Annotated in this window: 21 protein-coding genes; 9 read left to right on the plus strand and 12 right to left on the minus strand. The window is 52.3% G+C overall.

Annotation, left to right across the window (positions count from 1 at the left end):
* Positions 1–3: 3 nt before the first annotated feature.
* Positions 4–1,131: a M14 family metallopeptidase gene (locus tag CWE23_RS09400; RefSeq protein WP_105306389.1), complete on the minus strand. Its 1,128-nt coding sequence runs from the start codon at positions 1,129–1,131 to the stop codon at positions 4–6.
* A gap of 64 nt (positions 1,132–1,195) precedes the next feature.
* Positions 1,196–2,641 carry a glyceraldehyde-3-phosphate dehydrogenase gene (locus CWE23_RS09405; RefSeq protein WP_105306388.1) on the minus strand — a complete coding sequence of 482 codons (1,446 nt, stop codon included), beginning with the start codon at positions 2,639–2,641 and terminating at the stop codon, positions 1,196–1,198.
* Positions 2,642–2,742: 101 nt separating this feature from the next.
* Here CWE23_RS09405 and CWE23_RS09410 point away from each other — a divergent pair, with 101 nt between their 5' ends.
* Positions 2,743–3,561 carry a DUF2989 domain-containing protein gene (locus tag CWE23_RS09410; RefSeq protein ID WP_126820078.1) on the plus strand — a complete coding sequence of 273 codons (819 nt, stop codon included), beginning with the start codon at positions 2,743–2,745 and terminating at the stop codon, positions 3,559–3,561.
* On the opposite strand, the gene msrB is transcribed toward CWE23_RS09410, so the two are convergent.
* Positions 3,536–3,949, minus strand: a complete 414-nt coding sequence (msrB, locus tag CWE23_RS09415; protein WP_198678824.1) for a peptide-methionine (R)-S-oxide reductase MsrB — start codon at positions 3,947–3,949, stop codon at positions 3,536–3,538. The genes CWE23_RS09410 and msrB overlap by 26 nt on opposite strands.
* Positions 3,950–4,036: 87 nt before the next feature.
* On the opposite strand from msrB, the gene pyk reads away from it, so the two are divergent.
* On the plus strand, positions 4,037–5,467 hold the full coding sequence (gene pyk, locus CWE23_RS09420) for a pyruvate kinase (protein WP_105306386.1): 1,431 nt from the start codon (positions 4,037–4,039) through the stop codon (positions 5,465–5,467).
* A 40-nt stretch (positions 5,468–5,507) separates the two neighbouring features.
* Here pyk and CWE23_RS09425 read toward each other — a convergent pair whose 3' ends face one another.
* Genes CWE23_RS09425 through CWE23_RS09440 form a run of 4 tightly spaced genes read right to left on the minus strand, consistent with a single transcriptional unit; the run spans position 5,508 to position 9,002 of the window.
* Positions 5,508–6,341 (minus strand): DUF6279 family lipoprotein, encoded by an 834-nt coding sequence (locus tag CWE23_RS09425; protein ID WP_126820079.1) that lies wholly within the window; start codon positions 6,339–6,341, stop codon positions 5,508–5,510.
* Positions 6,341–7,168: a LytR/AlgR family response regulator transcription factor gene (locus CWE23_RS09430; RefSeq protein ID WP_105306384.1), complete on the minus strand. Its 828-nt coding sequence runs from the start codon at positions 7,166–7,168 to the stop codon at positions 6,341–6,343. Before CWE23_RS09430 ends, CWE23_RS09425 begins: the two co-directional genes overlap by 1 nt.
* A complete protein-coding gene (locus tag CWE23_RS09435) occupies positions 7,165–8,256 on the minus strand; it encodes a sensor histidine kinase (RefSeq protein ID WP_241970601.1) in 1,092 nt (363 codons plus the stop codon). The genes CWE23_RS09430 and CWE23_RS09435 overlap by 4 nt, the downstream gene beginning before the upstream one ends.
* Positions 8,257–8,273: 17 nt before the next feature.
* Entirely contained in the window at positions 8,274–9,002 is a 729-nt protein-coding gene (locus CWE23_RS09440) for a flagellar brake domain-containing protein (RefSeq protein ID WP_126820080.1), read from the minus strand.
* Between the two features lie 54 nt (positions 9,003–9,056).
* Between CWE23_RS09440 and CWE23_RS09445 the strand changes: the two genes are divergently transcribed.
* A complete protein-coding gene (locus CWE23_RS09445) occupies positions 9,057–10,853 on the plus strand; it encodes a M61 family metallopeptidase (protein WP_241970602.1) in 1,797 nt (598 codons plus the stop codon).
* A 26-nt stretch (positions 10,854–10,879) separates the two neighbouring features.
* Here CWE23_RS09445 and CWE23_RS09450 read toward each other — a convergent pair whose 3' ends face one another.
* The 3 genes from CWE23_RS09450 to CWE23_RS09460 are packed head-to-tail and all read right to left on the minus strand — an operon-like array spanning position 10,880 to position 13,256.
* Positions 10,880–11,704 (minus strand): M23 family metallopeptidase, encoded by an 825-nt coding sequence (locus CWE23_RS09450; RefSeq protein WP_126820081.1) that lies wholly within the window; start codon positions 11,702–11,704, stop codon positions 10,880–10,882.
* Positions 11,697–12,581 carry a 6-carboxytetrahydropterin synthase gene (locus tag CWE23_RS09455; protein ID WP_126820082.1) on the minus strand — a complete coding sequence of 295 codons (885 nt, stop codon included), beginning with the start codon at positions 12,579–12,581 and terminating at the stop codon, positions 11,697–11,699. Before CWE23_RS09455 ends, CWE23_RS09450 begins: the two co-directional genes overlap by 8 nt.
* A 36-nt stretch (positions 12,582–12,617) precedes the next feature.
* The gene (locus CWE23_RS09460; protein WP_105306379.1) at positions 12,618–13,256 is read right to left on the minus strand and encodes a LysE family translocator; all 639 of its coding nucleotides are present in this window, start codon (positions 13,254–13,256) and stop codon (positions 12,618–12,620) included.
* A 99-nt stretch (positions 13,257–13,355) separates the two neighbouring features.
* Here CWE23_RS09460 and CWE23_RS09465 point away from each other — a divergent pair, with 99 nt between their 5' ends.
* From CWE23_RS09465 to CWE23_RS09490, 6 genes are all read left to right on the plus strand, one after another.
* Positions 13,356–14,243 carry a LysR family transcriptional regulator gene (locus tag CWE23_RS09465; protein ID WP_241970603.1) on the plus strand — a complete coding sequence of 296 codons (888 nt, stop codon included), beginning with the start codon at positions 13,356–13,358 and terminating at the stop codon, positions 14,241–14,243.
* A 5-nt stretch (positions 14,244–14,248) separates the two neighbouring features.
* Positions 14,249–14,896 carry a DNA oxidative demethylase AlkB gene (gene alkB / locus CWE23_RS09470; RefSeq protein ID WP_126820083.1) on the plus strand — a complete coding sequence of 216 codons (648 nt, stop codon included), beginning with the start codon at positions 14,249–14,251 and terminating at the stop codon, positions 14,894–14,896.
* Positions 14,897–14,997: 101 nt separating this feature from the next.
* Positions 14,998–15,789, plus strand: a complete 792-nt coding sequence (dkgB, locus tag CWE23_RS09475) for a 2,5-didehydrogluconate reductase DkgB (RefSeq protein ID WP_105306378.1) — start codon at positions 14,998–15,000, stop codon at positions 15,787–15,789.
* Between the two features lie 2 nt (positions 15,790–15,791).
* Entirely contained in the window at positions 15,792–18,095 is a 2,304-nt protein-coding gene (locus CWE23_RS09480; RefSeq protein WP_126820084.1) for an intermembrane phospholipid transport YdbH family protein, read from the plus strand.
* A gap of 42 nt (positions 18,096–18,137) precedes the next feature.
* Positions 18,138–18,308, plus strand: coding sequence for a YnbE family lipoprotein (locus CWE23_RS09485; protein ID WP_105307717.1), 171 nt, complete (start codon positions 18,138–18,140; stop codon positions 18,306–18,308).
* Positions 18,309–18,325: 17 nt separating this feature from the next.
* Positions 18,326–18,715 carry a YdbL family probable chaperone protein gene (locus CWE23_RS09490; RefSeq protein WP_241970604.1) on the plus strand — a complete coding sequence of 130 codons (390 nt, stop codon included), beginning with the start codon at positions 18,326–18,328 and terminating at the stop codon, positions 18,713–18,715.
* A 3-nt stretch (positions 18,716–18,718) separates the two neighbouring features.
* Here CWE23_RS09490 and CWE23_RS09495 read toward each other — a convergent pair whose 3' ends face one another.
* The gene (locus CWE23_RS09495; RefSeq protein WP_126820085.1) at positions 18,719–19,966 is read right to left on the minus strand and encodes an amidohydrolase family protein; all 1,248 of its coding nucleotides are present in this window, start codon (positions 19,964–19,966) and stop codon (positions 18,719–18,721) included.
* 95 nt (positions 19,967–20,061) lie between these two features.
* Positions 20,062–20,250: a LysR substrate-binding domain-containing protein gene (locus tag CWE23_RS09500; RefSeq protein ID WP_241970605.1), complete on the minus strand. Its 189-nt coding sequence runs from the start codon at positions 20,248–20,250 to the stop codon at positions 20,062–20,064.
* Between the last annotated feature and the right edge of the window lie 233 nt (positions 20,251–20,483).

Below are 20,483 nucleotides of genomic sequence, written 5' to 3' on the forward strand. Positions count from 1 at the left end.
TTATTAACGCAATTTCGGTGAGACTGCCAATATTGCCGTCAAAACGTCTTCACCCAAACGCTGACAGCGCGCCGTTGACCAGCCAAAATCTTCATCCGGCAAATCGGCGTTGTCCTTAAATGGCATTTCCAGCGTATAAGACAGGCACTTAAAGCGCTCACCCACGGCCGAGTTAGCAACCGTCATGTTCGCTTTGCCCGGCTCATCCCGCTCGTAACCGAATTTGGTTTGGAATTCCGGCGTGGCTGCCAGTAGCGCGGCTTTAAAGGTTTCTTCCAACATCTCATGACGCTCGTCGTAGGACGGAATGCCTTCACAGCCAGCGACAAAGTTATACGGCAGCGCTTCATCACCGTGCACATCGAGGAACATATCGACGCCGGTTTCCTGCATGCGTTTTAACACGTAAAACACTTCCGGACTTTTTTCCAGGCTAGGCTCTGCCCACTCGCGGTTCAGGTTGGTACCGACCGCATTGGTGCGTAAATGGCCGCGCACACTGCCGTCAGGATTCATGTTAGGAACCAGATAAAATACATTATCTTCCAGTAACTTGCGTGCCACACCGTCTTCATCGTCCAGCAGGCGCGCGATAAAACCTTCCATGAACCACTCGGCCATGCTCTCGCCCGGATGCTGGCGTGCGGTTACCCAGATGGTGTTTTTATGTTCCGCCGGTTCACCGACGATCAACAGGTTCAGCTCGCGCCCGTCAAGGGTTTCACCCAACAGCTCGTGATAGCAGTCGACCGACTGTTGCGCCGACTGGATCAGATCCTGATGACGTTCGTACGAATAAGGAATGAAGTACGCGTAAAACACCGACTCTTGCTCCGGTGTGTGACGAATGGTCAGCTCTTTACCATTGTATTCGGTCGGTACCCGGAACCAGGTTTCGCGGTCATAAGACGCTAACGCCTGATAATCCTTCCAGCCATCGGGGTACGCGGCATTGCCGGCATTCTCGATGGTCATCACGTGTTCGGCACCCGCTTCTGCGAAAAGCTTAAAATGAAACCACTGGTAAAAGTCCGACTGATGGTCTTTACGAATCGCCAGGCGAATATCATCAGGCGACTCGGCCTTGATCACGTCGATATTGCCACTGTCAAACGCTGCGTTAATATGCATAGTGTTCCTTTTTTACTCAATATTGTGTAAAAAAAGCGCCATTACGGCGCTTTTTTTGATCAGTTTAGCGAGGCAGGCTCGGCACTTTCAGGCCAGCCATGGCTTCTGCCACTCGCACAACCTGACAGCTGTAGCCAAACTCGTTGTCATACCAGACATACAGGACAGCGCGGTCATCTTCAACGATGGTTGCCTGTGAGTCTACAATGCCAGCATAACGTGAACCAACCAAGTCCGATGACACGATTTCAGTCGACGCGGTATAGTCAATCTGGCTTTCCAGCTCGGAATGCAACGCCGTGTCACGCAGGTAAGCATTTAACTCGTCACGGCTGGTTGATTTGGCCAGATTCAGGTTCATGATCGCCATTGAAACGTTAGGCGTAGGAACCCGGATGGCGTTACCGGTCAGCTTGCCTTTCAGCTCCGGCAGCGCTTTAGAAACGGCTTTCGCCGCACCGGTCGAGGTAATCACCATGTTCAACGGCGCTGAACGACCACGACGCTCCGCTTTGTGATAGTTGTCAATCAGGTTCTGATCGTTGGTGTACGAATGCACCGTCTCGACGTGACCGTTATTGATACCAAACTGGTCATTAATCGCTTTTAGTACCGGCGTGATGGCATTGGTGGTGCAAGACGCTGCCGAAACGATGCGATCGCCGTCGGTGATGTCTTTATCGTTAACACCAAATACGATGTTTTTAATGTCGCCTTTTGACGGTGCTGTCAGCAACACCTTAGCAACCCCTTTCGACTTAAGGTGTAAGCCCAGGCCCTCTTCGTCTTTCCAGATACCGGTGTTGTCGATAACAATGGCGTTATCAATACCGTATTGGGTGTAATCCACCTGATCAGGACCATCAGAATAAATCACCCGGATGCTGGTGCCGTTTGCTTTGATGCTGTTGTTTTCTTTATCAACGGTAATAGAACCGTTGAATTGGCCGTGAATTGAGTCACGACGCAGCAAGCTTGCACGCTTTTCCAGATCGCCATCACGACCACCACGTACCACGATAGCGCGCAGACGCATTTTGTTATTGGCACCGTTACGCTCGATCAGCAACCGCGCCAACAATCGACCGATACGGCCAAAACCGTACAACACCACGTCACGCGGCTCGATGCTGTCTTCTACGTCGACAATGTCGCTCAGCTCGCGGCGGATGTAATCTTCTACCGACAGACCGTCGTCTTTACCAGCGAACAAGTAACCATAAGCCAATTTACCCAAATCCACGCGGCCCGGCGCTAATTGCATTTTCGCCATCGCTTCCAGGAATGGGAAACTCTCACGCAAACGAACTTTTTGACCTTCGTAACGACGGATCAAACGATGCGCTTTGATGATGTTAATGGTATCAACGTTCAGCAGCGAACGTCCGTAAACCAGAATCTCGACACCAAAATTACGATATAATTTACCAATTAATGGCTGCATTAACTCGGCATATTCCTGCCGTTCTTGCCAGCTCGACAGCGTTGGATCTTGCTGAGTTGAGTTCATTAGCTCTGTCCTCGTTCTGTGGTAAGCTTAGGAAAATTCCGCGCTATTGTACTGAAAAGCGGAGTTATTAGCCAATCGAAACTAACTTTATGAGTCGTAACATGCCAAAAAGGACATTTAACACGCTGGTTTTCAGCCTAATCGCCGGATTGGGCCTGACCGCATGTGGGGAACGGATGCCCACCGTCAGAGAAATGTGTGAGCAGGAACCTGGTTTTTGCTCGGACCTGAACGAAGACAACTGGTGTCGCGCCGAACGTCGCCAATTGATCATTTCGCGTTATTTAAACGCGCAGGACGATAAACCTGACCACAAATACTATTTGCTGAAAGACTTACAAAAATATTCGCAATGCATCGAATTGGCGTCAGGCATTGAACACCGCAAACTGAAGCTCAAACAGTCTCATCGCATCGAAGCGTACTTAAACAGTCTCAAAGCCATCAATAAGCTGGCACGAGAAACTGCCGACAGTGACGCGCCGTTGCTGTTGTACTGGCACTGGGCTAATCGAAGCGATAACGAGGCGCTCGATCAGCTGCTGGCGATGGAAGGCAGCAAAGCGTTGCAAACGCACGAACTGCAGTTTGCGTTGGCCACGTACTACGCCAAAGAAGACCAACGCAAGGTGTTAACGCATTTGTATAACGCGCTCAGACTGTACAAAAAGGATCAACGCTTTAATGTTGAAATCTCCGAGTCATTGGTGACCTACTACCTCGGTCAGCAAGACACCCGTCAGGCTTACATTTGGGCGCGCGTCGCCATCGCCTTCGGCTCCGAAACAATGAACGAACAACAAATCCGTACCATCGTTAATGCCACTGACGAAGAGTACGAACAGTGGCAGGAGCAAGCCGAGGACATCGTCGACGAATTACAGGACGGCCAGTTTAAACGTCGTCCTGATGCGTCATAGCGACTGAATTAACACAATAACGCTGCCCGGTTTCGGTGGGGCCATCATCAAACACATGGCCAAGATGACCGTGGCAGCGACTGCACAGAATTTCCGTACGTACCATACCGTGACTGGTGTCCTGACGATACTCAATGGCGCCCTCGAGCGCACGATCAAAACTTGGCCAGCCGCAGTGGGCATCAAATTGACTGGCGGCACTGAAAATTTCCTGGCCACAGCCGGCACACAGATAGTTGCCCTGCTTGTCCAAGGTCAGGTACTTGCCGCTAAACGGCCGTTCAGTACCGTGCTGCCGCAGCACTCGGTAGGCCTCGTCTGACAGCCGTTCGCGCCATTCTTGCTCGGATAACGAGCGCCACTGCTGTTGTTTTATGTCTTTTGCCATATTCACTCCGGTTTGACTTACTTCTGTAACGGACACTGTGCTAGACTTTTGTAATAACACATAATTTTTTGCTTGCTGGAGTTTTGCATGCTGCGCCGCACTAAAATAGTTACGACGTTAGGTCCTGCGACCGATCAACCCGATGTTCTGGAACAACTTATCTTAGCAGGCGCCAACGTCGTGCGTCTTAACTTTTCACACGGCACCGCCGATGAACAAAAACAACGCGCAGAAAACGTTCGCGCCATCGCAAAACGGCTGAACGCGCACGTTGCTATTCTTGGTGACTTGCAAGGGCCGAAAATTCGTATCGCCCGCTTCCGCGACGGCAAAGTACAGTTAAAACCGGGACAGGAATTTACCCTGGATGCAGAGTTTGATCCGCAAAACGGGGACGACTCGGTGGTCGGGCTGGACTATAAAGAGCTACCGCATGACGTTGGCAGCGGCGATATTCTGTTGCTGGACGATGGCCGTATCCGCTTACAGGTCGACTACATCGAAGGCAGCGCGGTACACACGAAAGTGATCGTTGCCGGCACCCTGTCCAACAACAAAGGCATTAACCGTCTCGGCGGTGGTTTGTCGGCCAAGGCGCTGACCGAAAAAGACCACCGCGACATCAAAACGGCGGCAGAAATTGGTGTGGATTATTTGGCCGTGTCGTTCCCACGTTGTGGCGAAGATCTGAACGAGGCGCGTCAGCTCCTGCGCCAGGCCGGTGGCAAAGGCGTTATCTGTGCGAAAATCGAACGTGCTGAGGCGGTCGCCAGCGAGCACGCTCTTGACGACGTAATTCGCGCCTCCGACGCGGTAATGGTTGCCCGCGGCGATTTGGGTGTCGAAATCGGCGACGCACAACTGGTCGGTAAGCAAAAACAAATCATCTCGCGCGCCCGTCAGCTGAATAAAGTCGTGATCACCGCAACCCAGATGATGGAATCGATGATCGAGAATCCAATGCCGACCCGTGCCGAAGTCATGGACGTTGCTAATGCGGTATTGGACGGTACCGACGCCGTGATGCTATCGGCTGAAACCGCGGCCGGTAAGTTCCCGGTCGAGACCGTTAAAGCCATGGCTGAAATCTGTCTGGGCGCGGAAACGCACCCGAGCGCGCATTTGCGTCACGATGACCTCGAAGAAAGCTTTTCCAGCATCTCAGAAGCTGCGGCCATGTCGGCGATGTACGCCGCTACCCACCTCACCGGCGTAAAAGCGATCATTGCGCTGACCGAGTCGGGCTTTACCGCTAAACTGATGTCGCGCATCACATCGCATTTGCCGATCTTCTCGTTGTCACGCCACCCACAGAGCCGCAACAAATGCGCACTTTATCGCGGCGTCTACCCGGTCGATTTTGACTCAACCAGCAGTAAGCAACCGATACTTGACGCGGTTGAGTTAATTAAGTCGCTGGGACACGTCAGCAAAGGCGATCTGGTGATTTTAACCCACGGTGATGTGATGGAGACCGTCGGTTCGAGCAACACCTGTAAGGTGATTGAAGTCCGTTAACCGCTCTGATACCAACCCATAAGCGCCGCACTTGCGGCGCTTACTTAAAATCAGCAATCAGCTCATCCAATAACTGCAAATACTCATCCGCCTGTTCTAACAGCTTCTGTCGTTGCGCATCAGTCAGCGACTCATACAGTAACCATAAGTATTTATGACGCACAGCGGTACGTTGTTCGGTGTACGCTTTATGTTCTGCGGAACGCAATGCCCGCGGCTCGGTAATTAATGCCTGTAACGCCGCCATGTCCGGTGGCTGCTGCAACAACGCATCGGCAAAGGCGTCGTGCCAACGCTGGCGATAATCCAGCCAAAATTCCCCTTCGGGGCGCTCACGTACCCATTTGCGGATCAGCACTTGTTGCTCGTCGGTGACGTCACCAGTCCATTCTTTTAACCGCTCTTCGCGCCGGTTCACCCGGTCAATCTGCGCCAGGATTGGGCTGTCGTTGTCCTCCGCCTGCTCCTCACGCTGCTCATCAATCTTATCCTGCAGATTATTCAGTAACTCGCGGCGTTGCGCCATGGACAAGTCCTGTAGCAGCGCCACTTCGTCCAGCAGTCGGTTTTGAACATTGGCCCAGAACTGCCACAACTGGTTTTCGGTACGATCAATGTCATCGTACTGCAGTTGCTTAGCGGCGATTTTTTCGCGCAGTTCGGCCAACGCGGTGCGGTATTTTGGCAGCTCCTGTTGTGCGTGCCAGAGGTGTAGCTCATCGATTGTTACCGAAACCCGCTGTTGCTGGTCATCGGTAAGCTCCACATAATCATCCAGTTGCCACTCCACCAGCGTATCCGCGTAGCGATACCCCAGTTGTGCAGAGCAGCCTGTCAGCAATAAAACAGTAAGGCAGCACAGCAGTTTTTTCATCAGCTCAATATCAGTTGTTTAATGCGGTCCTTATAACTACGGCTGACTTTAAGATTTTGACCATTTTTCAGAACCAGATGGTACTCACCGTTATGGCGAGTACAGAGTTTTTCCACCTGATCGATATTAACAATCGCCGACCGGTGCACTCGCTGAAAACGATTCGGGTTAAGCTCCTGCTCCAGTTCTTTCATGGTGCGGCGTAAAATAAAGGTTTCGCCGGCGGCATGGATGCACATGTAATCGCCGGCGGCATCAACCCACTCAATTTGATTAACCGGGACGCGGGTGATTTCGCCGCTGTCCTTGATCGCCAGATGCTCCGGATAACGGTTCAGATCCGACACATCGGCTCCGGCCGCCAGACGTTCTAAAATCGCATCGCCCTTCTGACCGGTGACTTCAGAAACCAAATCCACCAATTTCTGCTGTGTCTTTTCATATTCACTGGGCTGACGTTCCTGCTCAACACGTTCCAGGGTTTCTTTTAGCCGCTCTTCGTCCACCGGTTTCAGCAAATAGTCGAGCGCCCTGACTTCAAACGCCTTAATGGCGTATTGATCAAAGGCGGTCACAAACACCACCACCGGCAGCTCTTCCAGCCGTTGCTGCAGCTCACGAAGCAGTTCAAAACCGTTCAGGCCCGGCATCTGAATATCGATAAAAACAACGTCCGGGCGCAACTGGATAATCTCTTCTAGGGCCTGACGACTGCTTCCCGATTCACCAACCAGCTCTACCTGGGTAAAAGGCTGCAGTCGTAACGCCAAACCTTTACGAGCGAGTGATTCATCATCAACGATATAAGCAGTTAAAGAAGACTTCATGGATTCTCCAGAGTTTCATAAGGTAAGATGATTTCGACACACAACCCCTGCGGCTGATTAGGCTTAAGGTTAAAGCTGAATTGCTTTCCGTACAGCGCCTGCAGACGTTCCTGGGTGTTTTGCAAACCGACCCCTGTGTTGTTCAGCAGCGCCTGCGGTTTATCCGGGGCATCCGGCCCATTATCACACATCAAAATGACGAGACGCCGTTGCTCGACATACGCCTGCAATTTCAGAATACCTACGTCTTCAACCTTGGCAATAGCGTATTTAATGGCGTTTTCGATCAACGGTTGTAACAGCAAGCTTGGCACCAACGCCAGCTTGGCCTCGTCGGTAATCGACACACGAATGTCCAAGCGCTCATCAAAACGTACCTTTTCGATATCCAGATACAGCATCAGCGCGTCAATTTCTTTTTGCAGGGTAATTTTCTTAATCGGATCGTTATCCAGCGAAAAGCGCAAAAAGTGGCTCAGCTTGTTCACCATTTTATTGGCAACATCGTTCTCTTTTACCATGATCAGCGTCGAAATGGCATTCAAACTGTTAAATAAAAAGTGAGGATTGAGCTGATAACGGAGCATTTTTAACTGTGCCTGATGCGCGCGCGAAGACGCCATCAGCGCTTTCTGGCGTTCACCCTGAAGCATCTGATAATACTTGATGCCAAAATAAAGGCCACTCCAGCTCAGCACGATGTAAAATTTAGCGAGGTTGTTCTTAAAATAAAAGAACGGACTGTCCGGCCGAAAACCGAATTTATAGATTTCCCAATACGTAGCATTGTCGATAACCGCCCAGATTGAGGCGCAGACATACGACGCGGTAATCACTACCAGCATCAGCAACACCGGATGCAATTCCCAGATGCGCTGATACAAATACCGCAGCGGAATGGTTAACAGAAAGCCGGCATAAGCGCCCAGCAACAGCACGACGGTGTAGATGTCGCGCATTTCGTGCATCAGCGAGCCAATGTAGTTGACCAGCGCATACCCGGCCCAACCGCCTATTTGCAAAAGCCAGAACGACCGGTCACGGTGCTCAAACAACGGACCTGCCATCAACCGATCAATAAACGTCATGGTGCTGTCATAGGCTCCTATTCACCCGCACGGGCGAGTGCGTCAATATCGACCAGGCTGCCGGAAAAGAGTGAGTTAATGGCTTCTTTCTGATTCGAATTAAACTGTAAACCAAGCTCGCAAACACCGTCTTTGCATTTGATTTGGCGGACGATACAGCCCAGTTTCAATTCACCGTTGCCTTTTTGTTGAACGTTCAACTGCACCCGCTGGCCACTTTCCCAACCATGCCCTTCGTTGGGGCTGTCAGCGTCGTCAGTCGCGTTGTTGTCATCACCCTCAGGGGCTGAATACTGATGCTTCACCCGACAGCCGGTTTCCGACACATCAAGAATCACGCCGTCAACGCTCATCTCTGCCTTGTTATCTTCATTTAACCGCGCGACACTGGTCGGCAGGTACGCATCAAAGCGGCGACCCTGGCGAATAACGCGACTTTCAACGTTGCTGGGCCAATCCAAAAACAGCATTTTTGTCGGATGACTGACGACAAAGTCAATATCCGTTCGAAACGCACAAATTTCACCGTTCTCGTTTTCTAATACAAAACGCACGATCAGCGGCACCCCTTCGTGCAGGTGCTCACGCAGTTCGCCATAGCGCTTGGCATCCGGCATGGCGACAATAAACCAACGTCCTTTTATCACACCAATAAAGTCGGTCTGAAAGCGCGCAGGTACATTGAGTCCGGATATTTGAATCTCAACACGCTGACCGACGGTCAATTGTTGTATTTTTCCGCTCATGAAGTCCTCTTTGTGAGCTCGATACGTATGCTACTATGATCGCTAGTTGTCAGCATGTGTCAAGAAAAGGAGTCGACATTGATTCACTACCACGTCAGCCCGATGGATCTTAAGGGCCATCTGTTCGAAGTAACGCTCACCATCGATACCCCCGCCGCTCAGCAGCGGTTATGGCTGCCCAACTGGATCCCCGGCAGTTATCTGATCCGCGATTTTAGCAAACACATCATCGGCTTGTACGCGGAACGCGGCAAAGAGTCCGTTGGCGTAGACCAACAGAGCAAAAACGAATGGGTGTTGGACACTGACGACAGCGGCACCGCAGTAACCGTGCATTATCAGGTTTACGCCTGGGATCTTTCTGTCCGTGCTGCCTACCTGGATCAACAACAAGGCTTTTTCAACAACACCAGCCTCTGTCTTGCCGTTGCCGGGCAGGAACAACAGCCGGTGACCCTCAGCGTCAGCGCACCGGATGAACGGCCCGACTGGAAACTGGCCACCGGTATGCCGAGAAAGTCCGGCAGCGCGCACGGTTTTGGAGCGTTCGAAGCGGAAAATTACGACGCCCTGATCGACTACCCGTTTCTGCTGGGTGAGCTCAGCATTGAGGAGTTTATTGCCCACGGCATCAAACACTCACTGGTACTGAGCGGACGCCATTACGCCGATATGTCACGGATCACGTCCGATTTGGCCCGCATCTGCGAGCACCAGATCAAACTGTTCGGCGAAGCCCCGTTTACGTCCTACACCTTTTTGACCATGGTGGTCGGCGACGGCTTTGGCGGACTTGAACACCGTAATTCGACCGCCTTGCTGTGCAGTCGGAAGAGCCTGATCAGCAAGGCGCAGCACGCGCTGACCGACGATTATCAAACCTTCCTCAGCCTGTGCTGTCACGAGTACTTTCACAGCTGGAACGTTAAGACCTTAAAACCTAAAGCGTTTTTACCCTATCAGCTGGATCGCGAGAGCTACACCGAACAATTGTGGTTCTACGAGGGCATGACCTCGTATTTTGACGATTACATCACCCATGCCGCCGGCATCATTGACGCCGACCGCTATTTAAAAGTGCTGGGCAACACCTTAGCACGGGTCGAGCGCGGCGTTGGCCAATACCAGCAATCGGTGACTGAGTCGAGTTTTCTGGCCTGGACGAAGTTTTACCAGCAGAACGAAAACGCACCGAACAGCATCGTCAGCTATTACGCCAAAGGCGCGCTGATTGGCCTGTGTCTGGATTTGACCCTGCGTCTGCAAACCGATCATCAGCTGACCCTGGCGCAGGTGATGAGAGATCTCTGGCACACTTACGGTAAAACCGCCGTCGGCACCGCCGATGACACCGTCGTAGAGTTTTTAAAACAGTACGCCGGCGTCGATGTCAGCGACTTTTTGCAGCAGGCGCTGTACGGCAAAGAAAGCCTGCCGGTTGAATCGTTGTTGCAGAATTTTGGCGTGACCACGCGCCGCTTTGTGCCGGCTGATGACAACAGCAGTAACGGCAAAGCGGTAGAAAAGCCGGCATCGGTGAATTTGGGCGCGCGTTATAAAGGCAACGCCAACGGGCTTGAACTGCTGTCGGTCTATCACGACGAAAACGCTTACCACGCGGGACTGTCCGCCGGTGATCGCATCATCGCCATTGATAATATTCAGGCCACTGACAGTAACATCAACACCCTGCTCAGCCGTTTTGTGCCCGGTGATACGGTTACCGTGCACGCATTCCGCCGGGATGAATTACTGACGCTTAAACTGACGTTCGCACAACCCAAAGCGACCAGTTATCATCTCAGTGTGCAAAAGCCGGAACATCTGAACGGTTGGTTACGCTGGGCGTAACCAATCAGGTTGATCATTCGTACAGGTCATTCGTACAGACTGTACAGCAAACTGGGGTCGAGGCGTTCCTGGCCCCAGTTAACACGCCAGTCTAAATGAGGTCCCGTCGCGCGGCCTGTCGCGCCAATGGTACCAATCACATCGCCCTGCTCAATCGTCTGTCCGACTTCGACATCAACCGAGTTTAAGTGCAAATAGGTGGTATTCACCCGATAGCCGTGATCAATAATGATGGTGCCGCCGGAGTAAAACAGATCCGGTTCCGCCAGGGTCACCACGCCAGACCACGGGGCTTTTACCGGCGTGCCGGTTGGTGCGGCGATATCTTCGCCGTAATGAGGGTTGCGGGGTTCACCGTTTAGTATCCGCTGCGAACCATAATAGCCACTGATGCGGCCTTCCGCCGGCTTGATCAGCGGCGCTAAAAAATCTGTCCGGTCAGAGCGGTGCTGACGCGCCCGCCAGACTTTTGCGGCTTCACGCTTGGTGCGCTTAACCTGCTCAGGATCCGGAGTAACGGTACGTTGTGGCACCCCATCCACCCGCTCAATATTGTATTCGCGCTCGCTCAGAGTCAGCGTCTCGCTGCGCTGCTGACCGTTCAGCCTCACCGTTACGGTCTGCTGTAAGTCCGCTTTGCGGGCAAAACCAATCACAAAATAACCGTCCGGGGTAACCGCCACGTCCTTATCGTTCAGACGAACTTCGGCCTCAGGATGAGTTTTACCGAGCAGTAACGCGCCCTGAGTGCGTTCACCGGACAACGCTAACGGAATGTCGTTCGCTAAAGCCGGCGCACCCGTCAGTGCACTGGCAACCAACGTCAACACACCGGCAATCAGACTACGCATAAGCTATCGCCCCCTTACCAACGCCTTCGTACGCCCGCACCTGCACCGCCTGTTCCGGTACCTGCTGCTTGATGGTATCCGCCAGATACTGGGCAATGCACTCCACCGTTGAATCGGTATCAATGACATAGTTTTCTGCTTTCGGAACACAGAGCTCGAACAAGCCCTGATCCGCTGTGTAACTGTACCCGACATGAGTGGCTGAGGTTGCTGCCTGACGGGCATCGGCAGAGCGCAGCATCTGGGTGACGTCACAGAGGTCATCGGCTGAACCCAGATAGATGTCGGCCCAGCGATCCGACCATTGCTTTTCCAGCACCGGCTGGCGCATATTGTCCAGGAAGATTTGCAGTTTTGAGCGGTGACCGTGCGCGATACGCTGACAGTTACCATCGTGTTTTTTCAAACCGTGGGTATAGTGGTAGTAAAAACCGTCAATGGCCTCGGGTCTCAAGCTCAAGGTTAAGCCCTCAACGTTCCCCGGCAGCTCACGTTTTATCACCGCGCGCAGATAATCGGTCACCGTCAGTGCGGTAACCTCTTCGGCATCGATATAAGCAAAAGCATCCGCCGGGCAGTAAAGGTGAATTGACTTGCCGTTAGGTCGCATAAAATCAACCCAGTGCGAGCTCTCATCATCGGTGTGCGTTACCTTGGTGTACGCGTGACCCGCCGGTACTACCAGCTTATGGTCAACGGAATCATCGATGATGCGCTTAATCTGCTTTTTCACGCGACCGAAGTCCAGCACCATCGACTGCTCGTTTAGCGCACCGTCGAGAATAATATCGACAATCCAGCTTTCGCCGACGATGCCCCGTTGCGGGCACAAATAAGAGCAATCGATAACCGTAAGATCATTAACAAATAACTGCATTAAAACGTTCTACCTAAACCCGTATTTTGAGCCGCATTATAGCACTAACTGCAGCCACTCCCATAACAAACTCAACGACAGCGCAATTAAAATCGCACCCATTAAGCGGTCAACCCAATGGCTGTACGGCCACAACTTTTTAAACACCTTCGGTTGCGTCAGTAGCCAGGTTAAAAACACAAACCAGGCACCGGTCGCAACGGTCAGGTAGATACCATAACCCAGTTTTACGGCAAACGGCGTTGCCGGGCTGATGACCGTGGTAAACAGGGTGAGAAAAAACAGCGTCGCTTTAACATTCAGACCATTGGTTAAAAAACCCACACTAAAGGCTTTTCGCTTTCTCGGTAAACTTACGCTATCGGCGTCGTCACCGACACTGCCACGAGGTTTGGCGGTAATAGCGCCGAGCCCAATGTAACCAAGATAAAGTGCACCGAGCATCAATAAGCTTAAATACACCCACTCATTCTGGTGGATGATAACGGCAACACCAATCAACGAGTAAGTGACATGAATGATAATGCCAACGGCAATGCCAAGGCTCACCCAGTAACCCGCTTTGCGGCCAAAACTGAGCGCATAACGCGATACCACGGCAAAGTCCGGCCCCGGGCTGGCAACCGCCAGCAGATGCACCAAAGCAATCGTTAAAAATTCACCCCAATAAGACAAAGCTTGCGACTCCCTGCAAGTTAGTTTACTTTTAGTTAATTACAATTACGCTTTACTATTAATAGCAAGCCGCTGAAAAACAGCGATTAGAGGCTCAATATGGCGAAAAAACCTTCTCCGTCGCTCAATGCATTGCGTGTGTTTGACGTTGCTGCACGCTGCGCCAGTTTCAAGCAAGCGGCACAACAACTCGGCGTCACCCAAGCGGCGGTCACTCGCCAAATTCAGGCACTGGAGCAACAGTTGGAGATGACCCTGTTCCATCGTGATAACCGGGTGCATTCACTGACACCGGCCGGACTTGAGCTTGCCCCGCAACTGGAATCGATTTTTAAGCAATTGGATCAAACCCTCGATAGAGCGCGCCAATTAAGCGATAATAACACGACCACGTTAACCGTCGCCATTGCCACGGCACGGCTTAAATTTTGGCTCAATCAGCAATTGGCCGATTTTCAGTCGCTTTATCCGCACATTCAACTGAATTTTGTCGGCTGCAGCGAGTCGCCGGATGCGGCCGAAACGGCAGAGCTCACCGCCAATCTCACGCACGACAGCCTCGATTTAGTGATTGCAGCAGCCCAGATCCGTGATCAGCACATTGGCCGTCATCCGCTCGGCGAAATCACGCTCGTGCCCTGCTCTAACGAACAAGACGAACAGCGGTTGTGGCAGACGCCCTGGTTGGTGAACCGCGACAGCCCCAATCAGAGCGCTTACTTGAAGCATTACGCCAGCAACTTGCGGGCAACGCCGGTGATTCACAGCAACGATACGTTGATGGCGCTGGAGTTAACCCAATCACAGCCGCGGGTTGCGTTAGTTGACCAACGCTACAGCCAATCGCCGCACTTTCCGTCGTTGACCTTGTTCCCGCAGTTTGCCACAACCACCAAACCCGAACTGGCGGTGTTTTATCACAAACGGCGGCAACAGTCGGTGGCGTTAGTCGCCTTCACCAAATGGTTGCAACTGATCAGTAAATAACCGTTATGCAAAACGATTTATTCGACAGCCCGGCCAGCGAACCCATGCAGTTTAGCAGCGCCGGCTTCTTACTCAAGCAATGGCTGCTGCCGCAAGCCACCCAGCTGATTGACGAGGTGCGTAACTGCGTGCGGCTATCACCACTGCGCCACTTTACCACGCCCGGGGGGAAGTCGATGTCCGTGCTCAGCAGCAACTGCGGCCACTACGGTTGGGTTGCGGATCGACAGGGTTATCGCTATCAACGTACCGACCCCATTACGCAAAAACCCTGGCCTGAAATGCCTCCACAGCTGGCGGCAAAGGCTCGTCAGGCGGCGACGTTGTGCGGCTTTCAAGGGTTTGCGCCAGACGTGTGTTTGATCAATGTTTATCGTCCGGGAGCGGCGATGGGGCTGCATCAGGACAAAGACGAAGCGGATTTTAGCCAGCCGATTGTGTCCTTCTCGTTTGGCCTTCCGGTGACCTTTTTATGGGGCAACACCACCCGTGGCGGCTCACCACAACGGATAGAATTGCAACACAGCGATGTTCTGGTGTGGGGCGGCGAGGATCGCTTGCGCTACCATGGCGTCGCCAAACTGGCCGACGGCCAGCACCCCGCCACCGGTAATGTGCGGATAAACCTGACCTTTCGCATGGCCCAATCTTGATGCCGGTAACGACGCTAACTATAGTGATACAACACGGATTGCACTTTTTCTCGGTTTATTGGGTATTACCTTATTAACAGCGAGAAAAATAAGGAGTTTTTATGTTACCGAACTTTGGCATGGGTACCTTTCGCTTAAGCGGACCGGCACTGACTGACCTGGTTACAGAAGCCATCGACATCGGCTACCGTCACGTCGATACCGCGCAATTTTACGACAACGAGGCTGATGTGGGTAAAGCACTTGCACAAACCGACAGCAGCGATGTCTTTGTCACCACCAAAGTGTGGTACGAACGCCTGAAGTACCAACAGGTATTGGATAGCCTAAAAGAAAGCTCCTCCAAACTGCAACGGGATTGCATCGATTTAGCCCTTATTCACTGGCCATCACCCCACGACGAAGTGCCATTGGAAGAAACCCTCGATGCTCTCACCGAAGCCCGGGAGCGTGGACTGATTAAGCATTTTGGCGTGTCCAACTTTACCGTTGATCTGCTCAACCGGGCGGTAAATCACGTTGGTGCCGATAACCTTCTGACCAATCAGATCGAAGTACATCCGTTTATGCAAAACCGCAAAGTCACCAAAGCCTGTGCCGAACACGGCATCAAAGTTACAGCGTACCTGCCGTTGGCGAAAGGCGCGGTGATGGACAACAGCACCTTACAACGGATTGCCGTCGAGCACGATGCCAGCCCGGCGCAGGTTGCCATTGCCTGGGAGTTGCATAAAGGCTACGTGAGCATTCCGTCGACCACCAAGGTGTCGCATTTGCGCAGTAACTTCGACGCACAACAATTGCAGTTGACCGACGAAAACATGGCCGATATTGAGGCACTGGATCAGCGCGATCGTCTCATCGACCCCAGCTTTGCCCCTGACTGGGATTAGCCATGAAGTGGTGGCGTCTGGGCGGGCGTCTGATTGCAACACGGTTTTTGCCTGCCATCGGCAGCGTGTTACTGACATTGCTGTTAATCGTCAGTACCGCTGCTGCGGTAGCTTATATTTACGTTAATCAACGAGCGGCAGCCGCTGGCATCAACGACTGGTCCATTCGTGTCGCTGAGCTGTCACAACAGCGCGTCATCATCGATCAGTTGTCGCTGACACTCACCCAGCCAGCGCAGGCAGGCACCACCAGCACGCAACCACCAACGCTCGGAGCACTGCTTGCAACCAAGTTACCGACCTGGTTGCCGCAACACATCACCATCCGCTCGTTGCACATTAACGGCCCTGCCGTCAGCGCAATCGGTGCTATCACAGCGCGGTTGCAATGGACCCAAGAGCAACAACAAGTAACCTTAAAGGCAAATCTTAACGCACCGGAAAAAGCCGCTATTGTCATTAAACGTCAGGGAAATAGCGTCGATTTGTCGCTTAAACACGATCTCATCGACAGCAGCCTAAGTTACCAGGTTGACACCGGTGCGCTAAGTGCCGGCGGACAGCTGTCACTGCCGGCGATCGCCGTCGATACCGGCTCGTTGTCCGCGACCCGCCCCAACGTCACCCTAACCGGCACACTTAACCCCGATACCTTGCCCGATAGTCTGCCAGCACTGCTATCCGCGCTGTCGGCACAAGTGTCATTGAGCTTAACCGAACCAGCCACCATTAGCGTTAACACAATCGCTACCAGCGAGCTGACTGCCAACGCAACTCTGACCATCGAAGACGGTATCGTCCACGCTTATACGCTAACCAGCCAGGGCCAACTAACCGCCTGGCCGATAGTACCCGAACCACTGCCGGCCCCCATGCAACAGCAGACCATCGAGCGGGTAAACTGGCAACTGTACAGTCGTGATGAGCTGTCCGTAGCGCTACTGGACCACCAACAGTTGTTCGCAAAAGCCCATTGGCCGGTAACCGCCGCCGTAAAGATTGAGAGTGACGCTGACAGCCAGTTACAGCTTGATGCGGATCTCAAAGTGTTTCCAGAGACACTTATCATTGACCACAATGGAACATTATCGGCGCAATTAGCAACAGAGTTTGGCATTTTTAAGATTAACTCGCCGGCATTAAACGCCACCATAAACATTAAACAGCCGTTGGCGACGCAGGCCGATGTTAAGATCAATATTGATACCGATAGCGTCAACTTAACGCCATTTCGGGACTTTCCGGTAAAGACATCGCTGCACGCTCACTACGCCAATCAACAGCTTAATGCCGACGGCGCAATAACCGTCGCTAACGATTTGACGCTTCGCCATAACACCCAAGTCGATACCCAACAACAGTTGCGCTCGCAATGGCAAGCTGACTTTAGCTGGCCTGACGCGGCAAATGCTCAACGCCGGTGGCAACGGCTGATCCATCACTACGCGCCGTTGCTTGAACTCAGCAAAGGTAAAGCAGCGGCGTCCGCAACGTTAGAGGTGGATCTGACAACGCAACAATGGGCTGCCAAGCAAGGCGAACTGGCGATCACGGATGTCGATCTCATCTACGATACCGTGGCGCTGGCCGCTACCGACCTGAGCTCGCCATTCACGCTTAACCCAAAACACCTGCAATTGAGCGCCGCCACGCTCAATCTCGGCAGTATTCAACAAGGTTTCGCGATCGGTCCGATCCAGGCCAGCTTTACCGCCGACGTGCCGTTGCAGCAACCGACGCAGGCCGTCATGGTATTATCACAGCACCAAATCAACGCCTTTGGTGGTTCAGTGTCACTACCGGAGCAAGCATACCGAATGGATCAGCAGCTGTTTATTCCGGTGGTGTTCGAGCAAATCGATCTGGGCGAACTGATGCGCCAATACCCGAGTGACCGAATTGATATCGATGGCAAAGTATCCGGAACCTTGCCACTGGTTTGGCACTCTAATCAATTAACCGTCGACAAAGGTTACCTCAGCGCCGTGGCGCCGGGGGGACATTTGACGGTCGATTCCTCAGCATTGCGCTCAGCCGTCGGCAGCAATCCAAGCCTGCGTACACTCGCCAGCGTGTTGGAAAATTTTTACTATGAGGAATTAAGCAGCGAGATCGACTATGATGAAAAAGGTAACGTCATCCTGGGGTTACGCTTAAAAGGCTATAACCCAGAGGTCGAAAATGGCCGCGAGGTAAATCTCAACATTCGCCTCGAAGAAGATTTAGCAGCGCTAATAAAAGGGTTGCAGCTGAGCAACAGCGTCAGCGACACAATCCGTAAACGTATCCAACAGAAGGTTAATTGATCAGAGGATGATATGACACGCATACAACTCAGCAACGGTCTCATGGTCGTTGTCGCCGCCCTGACGCTTACAGCCTGTACACCAACCGTGCAAGTTGCTGCGCCGAAAGAGCCGATAACGATCAATTTGAACGTCAAAATTGAACATGAAATTTATGTTCGGGTGGACAAAGCGCTCGACGATGTAATTTCCGAATCCAGTGGTTTATTTTAATTTCAAAGGATTGTGACATGAAATCCGTCATGAAGATGTTTCCAAAACTTGCAACGCCCGCTTTTATCGCCCTGCTTACGCTGTCGGGTCTATCTTATTCCGAGCCAGCAGTGGCACTGCAACAGTTGACCCTGCAACAGGCAATGGATCAGTTACATCAGGCCAAGGCAGACGGCTGGGTTGGCGAACAGCCTAATGGCTATTTAGGTGTGGTGCGGGATTCTGCGCAGGCACGGCAGATTGTTGAGCAGATCAATGAAGCTCGGCGCAAAGAATACGCCCGCATTGCGGACGAAAACGACATCGCCGTTGCCGACGTAGAGCTGTTGGCCGGAAAGCGTGCCATCGAACGCACCCAATCCGGCCACTACATTAAAATCGACGGGCAATGGAAGAAAAAACCTTAGCGCTCAGTCACCTTCGTTTGTCACTAACACCGCACCCTGATAGACAACCCTTGAGGGTTGTCTCAGCGCTTCAGCATCCAGCAAAGGATTGCGCTTAAGGACGAGAAAACTGGCATCATAGCCTTCTCGTAACTCACCAATTTTCAGATCTGGAAAGAGCGCTTGGGCGGTATCGCGCGTCAGTAGGTTAAGCAATTGCTTGTCGCCAAATACGTCTAAGCCTTTTATATAGTCATACTCCGTTAAAATATTACCGGCAAAGTTGTCCGAACCAAGGATGATAGAAACGCCGTTACTACGCAGTTTTGTTAAGTTCTTCCGTTGATTCTCAATCACACCCGCCGGGATGTTTTTGGGCTCGCCATAGATCAGCCGTGCCGTGCTTGCGGTTGTGATCACGTGTATGCCCTTCCGCGCGGCTTGCTGAATACTCTCACCCGTTAACCGGTAAGCAGATGGCTCATACCCCTCCCAAAAATGATAACCCGGTAAATGGGCGATAATGTCAACGCCAGCACTCACCGCCAGGGCAAAATCCGCGGCGGACTCAACATGTGCCGCCACGCGCAAGCCGGCCTGCTTTAATGTTGGCACCAACGCGTGCACAACTTCCTCGTTAAGACCATTTACGCCAAAATATTCTTCATTGTTGCGGCGCCCGGCGTCCTCATGATGTACCAAAATGATCTTGACGGTGCGCGTACCTGATGCGGTTATCAGTGGTAGTTTTGCACGAATGTCTTCCACCTCGTCCATGATGATCAATGACTTATCATAGATATCGTCTAGCGGCCGAGTTTTGCCCGTGCTTGGGTCCGGCTGTAATGCCATCCTTACCGGGTGCCCATCTGAGCTTGTAATGCACGCACTGACCAAATCAATATTAAACGGTTGCTGCCGCAAAACAGTGCGTGTTTTTTGGGCGGTTGCTGGTGTGGCGCTGCCACACATCATCAAGCCGTAAAGAATGCCACTGTTGATGTAGTGCTTGGAATAATTCTCAGCAAGCCAGGGCGACTGAAGGTTGTGGTTGTGTCCCTCAGCAAAAGGCGGGATGACAAAGCCACCACGCAAATCAATACGATTATCGAGCTTTTCTGGCGCACGGCGAGTAAGCTTTCCATCGACTTCGTACCAATCTTGCTGGTTGAATTTATCACCATCCCACCAATGTCCGTTGACGTAATGGGTTTGCGAATATGCGGTGCCGGTAAACAGCAGAGCTGTGACGCAGGCAAATACTTTAAACATATACGACTCCTTTTGGTTGTCGCGCTATTGTAAAGAATTGCTCGCCAGCTGAGTGCTTCATTCTGTTACAGACTGTAATGCTATGTATACTGCCGCTACTCTTCATCAAACGAGCGATAACGTTCGGCGAGAAAGTCAATCAATGTTCGGACAGCCGGCAACAGACCCCGACGCGACGGAAATACCACATGAATGATTTCCGGCGGAACCTTCCAGTCCGGTAACAGTTCAACCAGTGAACCGTCGTTAAGCTGATGAGCAACCACCAGCTTTGGCAACTGCACCGCGACTGGCGCAATGACATTGAGGGGCTGGGTGAGCTATTCTCAAATCATATTCCAGATTATCGCAACCTGATTTCAAGCTACTCGACCTTAACCCAGGGCGAGTAAGCGGTCAGTCGAAACCAACCCGCCGGAGGGGCGCACCTCTCCGGCATTTATCGAGGGAGCACTGCATGAGCAACTTGGCGAAATCGTTAGAAAGTGAATGTCGGATGGTATCCGGATGTGATGCA

The sequence above is a fragment of the Idiomarina aquatica genome, from assembly GCF_003987185.1.
Lineage (GTDB): Bacteria > Pseudomonadota > Gammaproteobacteria > Enterobacterales > Alteromonadaceae > Idiomarina > Idiomarina aquatica.